This window comes from Bradyrhizobium sp. BR13661, assembly GCF_029892425.1.
Lineage (GTDB): Bacteria > Pseudomonadota > Alphaproteobacteria > Rhizobiales > Xanthobacteraceae > Bradyrhizobium.
The window spans coordinates 19,494-32,361 of the sequence record NZ_JARXWB010000016.1 but is presented as its reverse complement, the minus strand read 5'-3'; the positions used below and the strand labels follow the sequence as shown (position 1 = coordinate 32,361).

Genomic DNA, 12,868 nt, shown 5'->3' with positions numbered 1-12,868 from the left:
GGCGCGGCAAAACCGCCGCCTCGCGCAACCGCCACGCACGCAGCATCTCGCACCGCAAAATCCGATTGCGTGTTAGACTGGATGTAGGCGATTCAGGGCAGGAGAGAAGCATGGCCGACGACAAGACCAAGCGGGGCGGAGCGGACCGCAAGCTGATTGCGCTCACGGAGAAGTACGAAGTCGCCTATTGGTCGAAGAAATTCAAGGTGACGCCAGCCAAGCTGAAATACGCGGTCAAGAAGGTCGGCCACTCCGCCAAGAAGGTCGAAGAGTACATCAAGCTGCAGAAGCACCGCGCTGCCGACAAGAAGCTGATCGCGCTCGGCGAAGCCTATGAAGTCCGCTACTGGTCGAAGAAGTTCAAGATCACGCCGGCGAAGCTGAAGGCCGCCGTCGCCGCCGCGGGCCATTCCTCCAAGAAGGTCGAGGCCTACCTGGCCGCCCAGAAGGCGGCGAAGAAGAAGTCGGCCAAGAAGACTGTGAAGAAGGCGACGAAGCGGAAGAAGACCAGCTAGGACACGACCTCATGAGGGCCTAGCCATGACATGATTGACGCTGGCATGATTGACGCATCGTTTGACGACGTAGCTACCGATCCAGCCGGAGTCTCTGCGCCCTCATACGCCTGATCTCCTCGTTCAAGGCTTCGAGCTTCTCGTCGCGCTGCGTCGTCTTGGACTTGGGAGCGTCATCCTTCTTCCTGAGCTTGTCGAGCGCCTTTTCAACCGAGAGCTTCTTGGTATTGGCCATGGTTCTGCTCCTGTGAAATACACGGTCCTCGCTACTATCTCGCGGGGCCAAGAATAGTCGGCGGCATGCTCAGACGGCTTCCGGTTTAAGCCAAATATTGGTGCTGACTAAGAGCACCCAGAGTGGGAATACCAGAAGGCTCCAGTCTATGTAGTAACTCCCAATGAGAAGAACTGCGGCGACTGCGTATCCACCATAGGCCAACGCCCGATGCGTGAGACCCGTATAGAGCGCGATTGTTGACGTCGTAATCATGAAGACGGAGGCCGTCTTGACGAGATAGATGTTGACCATTCCGTATGCCAAACCGCGACCGAAGTGGAACGTCGCGGAATTGATCAGCATTTCCGGAGCGGCATGAAACGCGAGAATGATCGCGCCGATAACTGCCGCAGCGGCAAACAACATGGCGAGGAAGAGTACTGCACTTCCCAGGAAGATTGTCGCGAAGAACTGATCTTCGCGCGCTCCCAACTGGTCACGCAGAAAGCCGACAAACCACAGGAACGCCACCCCGGCGAACGGGACCAGGTTGAGCGCCAAGGCTACGCTTCCGGTCTCACCGCGAAGCCATGCTCCGGGTTCGAGAGGATCGGTCGGCACGGACCTACGCATCAGGAGGAAAACAGCGAGAAGCAGTGCCGAGAACAAGACACCGGCCGCGGCGGCAACGCGCGGAGCGCGCAATTGCGCGCCTGTCAATTTAGTCCTTCCGACCATCATGACGCCGCCTGTGCATCACGCTCAGCCAGCGTCGCCGATTCGAGTTGGTTCGTCTCCTGGCGACTCGACAGGCCTAATCCTTGTCGGTCGTCAATACGAGCCGCAGCGCGGTCTAGCGGATCGAAACTAGAGTGCTCGATCCCCGAATCCAGATGGCCGAGGTAGGCGCGAACTTCCTTCGCTCGCCTATCATCAGCGCAATTGGCAAGCTCCGCCAGAGCTGCGTGCAAACGGCGCATCACTTGAATCGAGGTGGATCCGAACTGCCGGATTTCATCGAATGAGAGCGCAAGATAATCGCCCCATGTCGGCATCCGATAGACAACTCTCAGGGATCCATCCTGATCGAACGCGCGACAAGCCTCCAGGTCGCACTTTGCGAGCCGCCGCAGCAGATCCTCGATCTGATCGATGGCCTGCACCGCCGTCGTCGGATCGTTAATGGCCGGAGAGAGCGCCTTGATCGCGACATCGACGAGCAGCCGGATCGCATATTTGGGATCCTGCTCGAACGTCCTCTGGTCGTCGAGACGAATGCATGCACTCAACTCCTTCACGGGTATGATCGAGGTGGCGCAGCGAGCTTGCAAGATAGTGCTATCTTCTATGAGCGTATCGCCAACGGCGCATTCGACGACGATCAGTCCGTCCATCCGGCGAGCGTAGACGGCCAGCTTCGCGATATCGATGGACGTCACAGACTGCGGGTTGCCGAGGTGCCTGACGGTCAGGGGCGTTGTGTCATATTGCTGGTGGGTCGTTTGCTCCTTGCCCGAGGTGGACCAAGCGACGGTTTGATAGGTGCGTCCAATGACCTCCCGACCCGTATCTCCCAACGCCTGCAACACCTTCATGATCTGGAGATTGTTCAGGCGCTGGACGAGCTGTGCGAGCATTAGCACGCTGGTCATCAGCATGACCGCGACAATGGCCGCTGACAAGAACGGGACGCCTTCAACTCCCGCGCGATCCACCCAGGCCAGCGTGGCAAGACTGTACATGAAAGTCGCAACGAACATACCCAACGAATGGAATAGCAGCCTGTCTCGCGCGAACCAGACAACGAGACGTGGCGAATAAACTACGGCGTTGAATTGGACGAGAACAAAGGCAATCGAGAAGACTATACCGGTGAGCGCCATCATGCCCGAAGCGACCGCTGACAGGTAAGCCTGAGCCGACGACGTCGACAGGTTGAGACTGAAGGCCAGAAGCCTTGATTCGAGGCGCGGCACCAAAAAGCCCGCTGCGATACTGGCCGCGGCGTAGAATGTGGGTATCAGCCAGAGTTGCATGCCACTTCCCCTCCCCCTGGCAATCCGGTGGTCTGGTCATGATACCAGCATCGTCGCAATCGCCCGCGGTCTCTTGATCCTGATCAAAGGCCGGATGACCCAAGCAGTCAGTTTTGGAAGGACAAACAGAACAGGTCCGAGCCATGGAAACCGGTATCGATTCCTCGCCAATGTTCGAGACGGAAGCCAGTTTCTGGATTCACCTCGTCGGCGTCGGTATCGAGGTCTTTGGCGTCCTGATCATTGTGGCTGGTATCGTCTGGTCGAGCCGGTACGTTTTTTCGCGTAATGTCCCCTCTCGATACAACAGCTATAAGATCAGCATCGGACGTTCGCTCTTGCTTGGTCTCGAAGTGCTGGTGGCGGCAGACATCGTGAAGACGATCGCCATCCAGCTTACTTTTTCCAGCCTGGGTCTTCTTGCAGGTCTCGTCCTGGTGCGGACGTTCCTAAGCTGGACTCTGACGCTCGAGATCGAAGGACGGTGGCCCTGGCAGCGAGAGTTTGTCTTGGAGACCCATACGGAGGAATAACGGCAAACCAGGCCACTTAGTCACTCAACGCCGAGGTCGCAGGATGCTTTCTTACGGGCCTTGGTCGGAAGCGGATCTCTTGGCGGTCCGGCAATTTCAACGCCCTAGTCTATTCCACATTCGGGCCATCAGGCGTGCTGCGCGACATCACCGTGGGCAACAACGACACCGACGGCCTGCTCGGGGGACAATACCAGGCAGGTCCGGGATGGGATGCCTGCACCAGCTGGGGCGTGCCTGACGGCGGCAAGCTGCTCACCGCGCTCCAGGGCGGGCCGACGAGCTGAGCTGATCGCGTTGGCGCCGGCGGGCAATTTACCTGCCCGCGTCGGAACCAGACAGCCGGCCGCGTCCGTCCGACGCGGCCGGCTTCATCTTAGCCGCACGTGAACTCTCCCTAAGGCTGTGAATGTGCCTTCCCCCAGATCGGAAATCTGTCATAGGCTCGCGCTCGGCGCGTTTTTTCGCGACGACGAAACCGTGACCGGCAAGGAGAGACGCCTATGAAACTCACGATCTCAGTCTGCCTCGCCGGCGCCATCCTCGTCGCTGGCGCTTCTCATGTCGTGGGCGCATCCGGCGCCACGCCGACGAAAATTTCCGGCTCCACGGCGCTGGCGCTGGCGGGCGTGATCGCGCCGCTGTCACCGACGCTCTCAGGCGCGGAGAAGAAAGCCGTGGCGATGCTGTTCGCCACCAATTCCGACATTCCCTACAAGAAGCCTGTCGTCGTGACCGCCGACAAGATCGTCTGCCGCACCGGCAATGTCGACATCACCGTGCGCAATTGCGAGGTCACCTTCGGCAAGACCGTCAAGACCGTGAACGGGCCTACGGCCAACGAGATCTACGCGACCGAGGCGCTGGCCGGAATTCCGCCCGACGGTGCGGCGGGATCGAATTTCGAGAGCCTGAGCAAGCTGAGCTGCACCATCGACCCCAATGCCATCAGGCAGAAGGACGGCAGCGGGGCGGATTGCACGTTCCAGCCGGGCAGTTGAGCCGGGGTGAATGGAAGGTGCCGTGAAATCGCCGCAAGATCGAACAACAACACGTCGTCAGGCGAATTGAAAAGACAGGCCAAACCGGCGCCCCAATATGGGGCGCGCAAGGCCGGCACCCCGATGATGAAGAATTGTCTCGCATTCTTGTTTCTCCTGATCGTAACGGCCGCCTCTGCACACGGCCCCCTGCCGCCGCGCTTCGCCGTGCCGTCTGACCTTGTCCTGACAGGCCTCACCGACAACGACACCACCGCCGGCGGCGTCGCCCGGCTGTGCGAGCAAGTGACGTTCTCGCGCGGCCTGCGCTATGGCGACAGCGAGGCCAATGTGCTGGACGTCGCGACCAGCGAGGCCACCAAGGCGGACACGCCACGGCCGGTGCTGCTGTTCGTCGCCGGCGACACTTTTACGGGCGATCGCGGCGCGCCGGACCTGTCCCGCGAGATCCAGGACGAGGCGATGTGCTTCGCGGCGCGCAACGGCGTGATCGGCGTGCGCGTGAACTACCGCCTGGCGCCGGCCGCGACCTGGCCGATGGGCGCGACCGACGTGGCGGCGGCGCTGTCCTGGATCCACGGCAATATCGACCTGTTCAACGGCGATGCCCGCGAGATCGTCGCGGTCGGCTATGGCGCCGGTGCCTTCCATATCGCGAGCCTCTTGGCGCATCCCGAACTCCAGGCCGACCGCGCCGATGTCGCCGCCGTGGTGCTGGTCTCCGGCATCTACCGCACCGGCAAGGACGCGGGCGACAGCGAGAAGGCCTATTTCGGCCTCGATGCCGCTCAATATGACAAGCGCTCGGTGTATCCCGGCATCCTCAATGTCGAGGCGCCGATCCTGCTGGCCTGGGCGGCGAACGATCCGGCGAACCTCGTCGCGCAAGGCGAGACACTGAAGAAGACGCTCTGCGGCGCCGGCCATTGCCCGCGCACGACGCTGCTGCGCAGCCGCGACGGCATCGCTGCGGCGTTTGGTTTGGATGGTTCTGGTGATAGTCTCGCGGAGCCGACGCTGCTGCTGGTGCATCAGCTGGAGGCGCGGGGGCTGCCGTAGGGTTTGCGGCACCGAAGGTCACAGCGTCATGGCCGGGCTTGTCCCGGCCATCCACGCCTATCGCCGCGGCACAAAGAACGTGGATGCCCGGGACAAGCCCGGGCATGACGACCGCTTGTGTATCCCCTCACGCCGGCTTCAGCGAGGCCAGTGCGCTCTCCAGCAGCGAGCGCACGCGCGCGGTATCACCCGACTTCACAACGGCCGGATCGAGATAGAGCTCCAGGCCCGGCGCGCGCTCGGTAATGACGCCGCTTCGCTCCGCGGCCGCGTCGTTCAGCGCATCGACCGAATACGGAATCACCTCGCGGCTGATGCCCTTCATCGTGATGGCCGGCAACGCGTGGGCGTGGACGATGTCGCTGACCAGCGCGAAGCTTTCGTAGCTTAGCACGATGCCGCCGGGTTCGGCGATCGACTGCAGGCGCGCGGCGAGGTTCGCCTCGGCGCCGATGATGGTGTAGTCCATGCGGTCGCTGCTGCCGAAATTGCCGACATTGCAATAGCCGGAATTGATGCCCATGCGCGAGCGGAACGGCTGCTCGATGCCGGCGGCGCGCCATTTTGCATTCAGCTCGGTGAGACGCTGTTGCATGCGCCAGGCCATCTGCAGGCAGGCCTGGGCATCGGCGCGATCGCCCTTGGTCTCGGGATCGCCGAAGAAGATCAGCATGGCATCGCCGATGAACTTGTCGACGGTGCCGCCGTGCTCGTGTGCGATCGCCGACATCTCGGTAAAATATTCGTTGAGCAGCTGGGTCAGCAACTCCGGCTGCAGCCGCTCGGTGGTCGCGGTGAAATTCTGGATGTCGGAGAAGAAGATGGTGAGCTTCTTGCGCTCGGTGTGGATGGTCACGTCCTTCTGGCCCGAGAAGATGCTCTTGTAGACCTGGGGCGGGATGTAACGGGAGATCTTCATCGACAGCGCGGCCAGGAAATCGTTGGCGGATTCGAGTTCCTTGTTCATGCCCTTGATGCGGCTGGCCTGGCGGCGCTGCAGCGACAGGAACGAGAGGCCGCAGCCGGCGGCGACGAGGAGATAGGCCAGCAGGAATTTGAACGAGAAGATGTTGGCCGCGATCGGCTGGGCGATGATGACTTCCTGGATGCCGCGGACGTCTCCCACCTTCCAGTCCTTCTTCGGGCTCTCGGGATGGCTGTTGTGGCAGCTGACGCAGGCCGGACCCATGATGACGGGCGCGACCAGGCGGACCTTGTCGGAGAACAGCGAGGTATCGGTGTCGATGATCTTCTGCTCCGGATTGGCGCGGAGCGCGGCCAGCGCGTCCTTCTCGAACTGGTCGAGCTGGTGCGGCGCGCGGTTCTGGAACGGGAAATCGGAGACGAAGCGGTAGGTGATATTTTCCTGCTGCGCGCCGATGACACGGCCGAGCTCCAGCGACAGCGTCGCCGGAATCGGGATCGCGCCGGGAACGGATTCGTAGTTGTGCACGACCTTCGTCGTGCCATTGGGGTTGGCAAGGATGCGCCCGACCACGTTGGACGCATAGTAGCTGCGCACACTTGTGATAACCGAATTGAGATCGGCGGTTTGCCGGCGGAGCGCGGTCTTGTTCAGCTCCGTCAGGTCCAGCCAGACCGCGAGCGGCAGGGCGAGAAGAAGGAAGACGACCACGGCCCCCACGAGGATGCCGTGGTTGCGCTGTTCTTCGGCGATCTCTTGTTTCAATCTGTGGCTCCGTTATGTGCGCTTTTGCCGCAACGCCGGCGATTTGCGGCACAACATGCGGGCTGCACAGAGCAACAAACGCTGCGCAGCGCAAGCCCATTTTATGGTGGGTCGCGGCAGGCATCTTTTCGTTTCATGACGAATGTTTAAGATCGCGATCAACCAGCATTGATAAACCGGAACCGCCGCCCATGACCGAGACCATCCGCATCGTCAGCTTCAACGCGCGAGCCGTGATCGTGCCGATGAATTTGCCGCTTCAGACCTCGACCGGCGCGGTGGCGAAAGCGCCGCTGGTGCTGATCGACTGCGAGACCGACCAAGGCGTAACAGGGCATGCCTATCTGTTCTCGATCACGCCGTCGGCCTTGAAGCCGCTGACCGCGATGGTCACGGAAATGTCAGCGCTGCTCGCCGGCGACGAGCTGCTGCCGTTCGAGATCGAGCGCAAGCTGACCCAGCGCTTCACGCTGCTCGGGCTCGCCGGCCTGCAGCGGCTGGCGCAATCCGGCATCGACATGGCGGCGTGGGATGCACTCGCCCGCGCACGCGGCCTGCCGCTGGCCCGCCTGCTCGGCGGCGCGCCGAAACCGGTGAAGGCGTACAATTCGAAAGGGCTCGGCATCATGCCTGTTGGCGCCGTGGTGGAGGAGGCGCACAAGCTGCTCGCCGAGGGCTTTCACGCGGCAAAGATCCGCGTCGGCAGGCCCGAGGCGCGGGACGATCTCGCCGTGGTCCGCGCGGTGCGGAAAGCGGTCGGCGACGACGTGACGCTGATGTGCGACTACAACCAGGCACTGACGGTGACGGAAGCGATCCGCCGCGGCGAGATGCTCGACGACGAGGGCCTGACCTGGATCGAGGAGCCGATCCGCCACGACGACTATGAAGGCTGCGCCCGCATCGCGGATGCGCTGCGCACGCCGGTCCAGATCGGGGAGAATTTTGACAGCGCGTTTTCGATGCAGACCGCGCTCTCGACTGAAGCCTGCGACTATGTGATGCCCGACGTGCAGCGCATCGGCGGCGTCACCGGCTGGCTGCGCGCCGCGTCACTGGCGCATGCCGCGGGCGTCGAGATGTCGACGCATCTGTTCTCGGAGGTCAGCGCGCATCTGCTCTGCGTGACGCCGACGGCGCACTGGCTGGAATATGTCGACTGGGCGGATGCAGTGCTGGCAACGCGGCTCGCCATCAAGGACGGCTTTGTGTTGCCGGGCGAGGCGCCCGGCAACGGCATTAAATGGGACGAGGCCGCAGTGAAGAAATATCTGGTGGAGTGAGCTGCCCCCGATGACCACCTGGCGCCCTCATCCCCACATTCGCGTCGTCGCGATCGGCCTGCACTGGCGCGCCGGTCGGCTGCTTGCGGCTGAGGTGCGCGACGATACGGGCCGGATCAAGGGCGTGCGTCCGCTCGGCGGCGAGATCGAGTTCGGCGAGAACTGGCGGGCTGCGCTGACGCGCGAACTCAACGAAGAGCTCGGCATCGACGTCACCATCATTGGCGAGCCGCTGATGATGGAGAACATCTTTGTCCACGAGGGCGCGACCGGGCACGAGGTGATGTTCCTCGCGGAAGTCGCGTTTCCTGACGGCACTTTCAGCGACCAGGACCGTATCGACTTCCGCGAGGATAACGGAGAAGAGATCGTCGCCCGCTGGTTCGATCTCGCCGATCTCGACTTGCCCGATGGCCCGAGCCTTTATCCAACCGGATTGAAGAACCTGCTGCTCGGGCTGAACGACGAGCCGAGCTGACAGGCGGCTACCACACCTCCGCGCCTTTGATCTTCTTCCGCACCGCGATGCGCTGGATCCAGATGCAGCGGCGGACGGACCTGTTGGAGCGGCCGACGGCAGATATCCCCTCGCCAGCCTCGAGCAGCGGTGCAACGCTCGCGCGCACCGCGCGGCAGCGCTCCATTTCGGCCTGCCAGTCGATGATCGCTGCATGCGCGCTCGACGCCATCAGCGCCGAGACCGCCAAGGCCCCCAAGGCAAAACAGATCGACCGCATCATTCGCATTCCATTCATTGTCGTTCACCGGTCGCGCGCCGACGCTTTCTTCACACGCTCCTGCACCTGTGAAATGAAACACACTTGAAGCGACGCTTAGGTTGTATCATAATCAAGATGTAACCAAGACGAACGGGGCGCACGAACCCCGTATCCATTTCTCGACTATTTCATTTTCGAACACAGAGTTCGAGTCCTGCGGGGCAAGACGGACGATCCCTGCGACGGATGACGACCCGTCAGATCGCGATCAGTGCCGACAATACCTGACGTTTCGCCGACCCCGGCGATGCGACGGCGGCCGCGTGCGTGCACCCATGATCCGCCCCGGAGCGCCGGCCCGGGACAGCGCCGGCATCGACAATTGCGCTTGCAGCCATCGAAAGGAGCGCCCCATGGACGAACCCAAGTCGCTCACCAGCGCCTTCAGCAAGACCGCCAACTTTTCCATCCATCAGGTCGATTCCGTGTTCAGGGCTGTCGCGCACGCCACCGCCGTTCCCGCTGCGGTGCCTGTCACCCTGCCGCCTACGCTCGGGCCGCTGTCGGCCTTCACCGGCACGTTCACGGGTCAGGGGTTCAACACGATCTTCCGGCCGGACAGCGCGACGACGCCGACCCAGATGCCCGGACCGATCACCACCACAGACCCGCCCGACAATTTGCTGGAGTTGAACCTCACCGACGAGACGCTATCGTTCTCGAACAATCTCGGCTCGATTCCCAATCGCGGCTCGGGGCCGCAGGCGGATGCCTTCCTCAACGGCGTGCCATATCTTCAGACCATCAACGACGTGACCACGGGAACGCCTGTCGGTATCCACTTCGAGCCCGGCATCTGGCTCGCGGTGCCCGCCAGCACCAATCCGCACGAACCGTTCACCGTCGCGCGCATGGCCTCGATCCCGCACGGCACGACGATCACCGCGCAAGGCGCCGCGCTACCCGCCATCGCCGGCAAGCCTGTTATCGCGGCGGTCGACATCACGCCGTTCCTGGGCGGCAATCCGGCCAACAAGATCACGTTCCAGAATCAGACCGCGAGCAACAAGACCACGCGCCGGCTGCCGCAGGACCTCACCGCGCTGATCGCATCCGGCAAGCTGACGCAGGCCATGATCACCGATCCGAACATTGTGCTGCGCAACCAGATCGCGCATCAGACCATCAGCCAGACCATCGTCATCGAGACTTCGACCAAACCCGGCTCGCCGCTGTCAGGAGGTCCGTTGCCAGGGGTTGCTTCGGCGGGACCGCATCCACAGGCACCGAACTTCGCCGGCGGCACGTCGAACATCGCGTTCCTCCAGGGCGTGCCGGCTCCAACGCCCGGCGGCAACGGCGCCAACGCCAACGCATTCCAGATGGACGCCGTGTTCTGGATCGAGACCGTCATCTACGACATCGACGTGCCGCGCATCGCATCGGGCGAGCCGCCGATCATCCTGCAGCCGCTACAGAAGGGCACGGTGCCGCTGGTGCCGAGCTTCGTCGCCACGCTCCCGTTCGTGCCGGGAAAGGCTTTTGCCGGCGGTCGCGTGCGGGTGGCGACGACACAGATCCAGTACTCGCAGAAGGTCATGCTGGATTTCAACGGCCTGACCTGGCCGCACGTGTCGGTCGCCTCACTGGTGCCGGCCGCGCCAGTGCCGATCCCGGAGAATTTGCTGCCGCTGACGTGAGGGAGTTTGCGGCAACCGGGCGTCAGCTGCGCAGCAGCCGTAGTGCCCGCCCCTTGTGCACGGCGACGTGATCGGTCTTGTCGCTCTTGATTTCATATTGCGGATCGTCGGCGGTCGCGTGATGGACATAGCCCTTGTAGTCGACGTCTTTGGTGTGCACGCGCAGGATATGACCGCGGACACGGCCAGCCTCGGAATTCCAGCTGACGTGGTCGCCACGTTTGAAGGGTTTGGTGGAGGCCTTGGGCATAAAAGAACAATGCCGGGTGAGTGGCCGATGTTCCAGAACATTGGAGCTGGACGTGACAGTCCGTCTACGCTCTTCGAGCTACGCCGGACACGCTTCGCGTGTGATTTCTGGATCGTGACTTGCCGAGCCGAAGCTCGCAGCGGCAGCCCGCCTTCGCCCTTTGGGCTTCGGCGTGGCATCCTTCTCTCGCTATCGCGAGCGAAGGATGGTGGGCGCGACAGGGATCGAACCTGTGACCCCTACCATGTCAAGGTAGTCCAGAGCACAAATTCTCGTGTAAAATCAAAGCGAAAAGGCCGTTAGAGGTGCAAACGGAACACGAACGGGACTGGAACGAAGCGCTATTTGCTGTTGATGTGCTGTTGACGGGGTCCGGCCTGTCGTTCGGTCCACGCGTTCTCATCTCTCCCGCAGGATCAGTTGATAGATCGATACCGAGCCGGTCGCGTTCGACGCGTGGGAGCCGGTGCAACATGCCGACTTCATCCGTTTCCTACAGCTTGTAGCCGATCTTTCGCAGCAGGTCTTTCCGCCACGCAATGTCGGCGTCGGTTTCGATACCCAACGGCGAGGCGCCATCTACCACGCCGAGCACGCCCCGGCCCAGCTCCGTCTGCGCGATGATCACTTGGGTCGGGTTAGCTGTCGCGCAATAGATACGGCAGACTTCCGGCACCGCGCGCACTGCAGTCAGAACGTTGACGGGAAAAAACCCGTCGCCCAGGAAGATCAGGAACGTGTGGCCGGCGCCGATCGCCAATGCGTTGCCGCGTGCGAGCGCGAGGGCGGCTTCGTCATTACCTGACCAGCGGACCAGCCGCTTGCCGGAGGCCTCGCAAAAGGCCAGCCCGAAGCGGATGCCCGGAACCGCGCCCACCAGCGCCTCGTGGAGGTCTTCCACGGTTTTGATGAAATGCGACTGGCCGAAGATGAAGTTGGCGGCGTCTGGCTTGACGATAGGCACCACGGTGAGTTCCATGGCTCTGCTCCAGCTAGGTAAGCTATGCATCAATGGTAGACTGTCGCAAGGTGGCTGCAAGCCGCCACAGGCGGCAGTAGCGGCCGAAGCCAGCGCGAAGCGCGTCCCTTCAAGGCCGACGCAGCGTCGATCTTGGCCACGCCTGTCTGCGGACAGACTTGCGTCCAGTTTTTTCTTAGGAAAACTCATTGGGTGAGAGGAGCTGGACATGCAGAAATACCGACCGGTGATGCTTGTGGTTCTGGACGGCTGGGGCTGGCGAGAAGAGGTCGCTGACAACGCCATCCGTCAGGCGCGAACTCCCAATTTTGACCATCTGTGGGGCACCGGCCCGCACGCACTCGTGCAAACGTCGGGTCTCGATGTCGGGCTGCCGCAAGGACAAATGGGAAATTCCGAGGTCGGACATCTCAACATCGGCGCCGGCCGCGTCGTGATGCAGGACTTGCCACGCATCAGCGCGGCGATTACCGACGGTGAGATCAAAAGTGCGTCCGCCCTTATCGACCTGATGGAGCGGCTGCGGCGGACCGGCGGCACCTGCCACCTCCTAGGCTTGATCTCCCCGGGGGGAGTGCACTCGCATCAGGATCATGCGACAGCGCTTGCTGAGATACTCGCCGAAACCGGTGTGTCTGCCGTCGTTCATGCCATTACTGACGTCCGTGACACTCCGCCGCGATCGGCAGATGTGTATGTTTCACGCTTGAGCGCGGCGTTGCCGCTCTCCATTCCGATCGTGTCGGTTTGCGGCCGATACTATGCCATGGATCGCGACCATCGCTGGGAGCGTGTGGCTAAAGCCTACTGCACAATCGTGGAAGCGTACGCATACGACGAAGGCCGCCTGATTGACGCATGCGCGCGGGCACGACGAGGTCTATGA

At 62.3% G+C, this 12,868-nt stretch carries 16 protein-coding genes; 9 read left to right on the top strand and 7 right to left on the bottom strand.

The window, feature by feature from the left end; all coding sequences use genetic code 11:
• Positions 1-110: 110 nt before the first annotated feature.
• Positions 111-515, top strand: coding sequence for a DUF3606 domain-containing protein (locus M2427_RS24765; RefSeq protein ID WP_280709366.1), 405 nt, complete (start codon positions 111-113; stop codon positions 513-515).
• A 73-nt stretch (positions 516-588) separates the two neighbouring features.
• Here M2427_RS24765 and M2427_RS24760 read toward each other — a convergent pair whose 3' ends face one another.
• From M2427_RS24760 to M2427_RS24750, 3 genes are all read right to left on the bottom strand, one after another.
• Positions 589-750: a hypothetical protein gene (locus M2427_RS24760; protein WP_280709364.1), complete on the bottom strand. Its 162-nt coding sequence runs from the start codon at positions 748-750 to the stop codon at positions 589-591.
• Positions 751-819: 69 nt separating this feature from the next.
• Positions 820-1,473, bottom strand: a complete 654-nt coding sequence (locus tag M2427_RS24755; protein WP_280709363.1) for a hypothetical protein — start codon at positions 1,471-1,473, stop codon at positions 820-822.
• Complete coding sequence (locus M2427_RS24750; RefSeq protein ID WP_280709362.1) at positions 1,470-2,768, bottom strand: DUF2254 domain-containing protein; 1,299 nt, start codon at positions 2,766-2,768, stop codon at positions 1,470-1,472. Before M2427_RS24750 ends, M2427_RS24755 begins: the two co-directional genes overlap by 4 nt.
• 143 nt (positions 2,769-2,911) lie before the next feature.
• Between M2427_RS24750 and M2427_RS24745 the strand changes: the two genes are divergently transcribed.
• The 4 genes from M2427_RS24745 to M2427_RS24730 all read left to right on the top strand — a co-directional run bounded on the left by M2427_RS24745 (position 2,912) and on the right by M2427_RS24730 (position 5,361).
• A complete protein-coding gene (locus M2427_RS24745; RefSeq protein ID WP_280709361.1) occupies positions 2,912-3,301 on the top strand; it encodes a DUF1622 domain-containing protein in 390 nt (129 codons plus the stop codon).
• A 152-nt stretch (positions 3,302-3,453) separates the two neighbouring features.
• Positions 3,454-3,588, top strand: a complete 135-nt coding sequence (locus M2427_RS24740) for a hypothetical protein (RefSeq protein ID WP_280709360.1) — start codon at positions 3,454-3,456, stop codon at positions 3,586-3,588.
• A 216-nt stretch (positions 3,589-3,804) separates the two neighbouring features.
• On the top strand, positions 3,805-4,302 hold the full coding sequence (locus M2427_RS24735) for a hypothetical protein (RefSeq protein WP_280709359.1): 498 nt from the start codon (positions 3,805-3,807) through the stop codon (positions 4,300-4,302).
• A 126-nt stretch (positions 4,303-4,428) separates the two neighbouring features.
• Positions 4,429-5,361, top strand: a complete 933-nt coding sequence (locus M2427_RS24730) for a carboxylesterase family protein (protein ID WP_348521946.1) — start codon at positions 4,429-4,431, stop codon at positions 5,359-5,361.
• Positions 5,362-5,488: 127 nt separating this feature from the next.
• Here the strand turns inward: M2427_RS24730 and M2427_RS24725 are convergent, their stop codons facing one another.
• Positions 5,489-7,051, bottom strand: coding sequence for an adenylate/guanylate cyclase domain-containing protein (locus M2427_RS24725; RefSeq protein WP_280709356.1), 1,563 nt, complete (start codon positions 7,049-7,051; stop codon positions 5,489-5,491).
• A 191-nt stretch (positions 7,052-7,242) separates the two neighbouring features.
• Between M2427_RS24725 and M2427_RS24720 the strand changes: the two genes are divergently transcribed.
• Together M2427_RS24720 and M2427_RS24715 are read left to right on the top strand one after the other, a co-directional pair.
• Positions 7,243-8,334: an enolase C-terminal domain-like protein gene (locus tag M2427_RS24720; RefSeq protein WP_280709355.1), complete on the top strand. Its 1,092-nt coding sequence runs from the start codon at positions 7,243-7,245 to the stop codon at positions 8,332-8,334.
• A 10-nt stretch (positions 8,335-8,344) separates the two neighbouring features.
• The gene (locus M2427_RS24715) at positions 8,345-8,812 is read left to right on the top strand and encodes an NUDIX hydrolase (RefSeq protein ID WP_280709354.1); all 468 of its coding nucleotides are present in this window, start codon (positions 8,345-8,347) and stop codon (positions 8,810-8,812) included.
• A gap of 7 nt (positions 8,813-8,819) precedes the next feature.
• On the opposite strand, the gene M2427_RS24710 is transcribed toward M2427_RS24715, so the two are convergent.
• A complete protein-coding gene (locus M2427_RS24710; RefSeq protein ID WP_280709353.1) occupies positions 8,820-9,074 on the bottom strand; it encodes a hypothetical protein in 255 nt (84 codons plus the stop codon).
• Positions 9,075-9,466: 392 nt separating this feature from the next.
• Here M2427_RS24710 and M2427_RS24705 point away from each other — a divergent pair, with 392 nt between their 5' ends.
• Entirely contained in the window at positions 9,467-10,753 is a 1,287-nt protein-coding gene (locus tag M2427_RS24705; protein WP_280709351.1) for a heme-binding protein, read from the top strand.
• 22 nt (positions 10,754-10,775) lie between these two features.
• Here M2427_RS24705 and M2427_RS24700 read toward each other — a convergent pair whose 3' ends face one another.
• Both M2427_RS24700 and M2427_RS24695 read right to left on the bottom strand, forming a co-directional pair.
• Positions 10,776-11,003, bottom strand: a complete 228-nt coding sequence (locus M2427_RS24700; RefSeq protein ID WP_280709350.1) for a DUF2945 domain-containing protein — start codon at positions 11,001-11,003, stop codon at positions 10,776-10,778.
• 493 nt (positions 11,004-11,496) lie between these two features.
• Positions 11,497-11,982 (bottom strand): adenosine-specific kinase, encoded by a 486-nt coding sequence (locus tag M2427_RS24695; RefSeq protein ID WP_041750438.1) that lies wholly within the window; start codon positions 11,980-11,982, stop codon positions 11,497-11,499.
• A gap of 208 nt (positions 11,983-12,190) precedes the next feature.
• Here M2427_RS24695 and M2427_RS24690 point away from each other — a divergent pair, with 208 nt between their 5' ends.
• Complete coding sequence (locus M2427_RS24690; RefSeq protein ID WP_012041837.1) at positions 12,191-12,868, top strand: phosphoglycerate mutase; 678 nt, start codon at positions 12,191-12,193, stop codon at positions 12,866-12,868.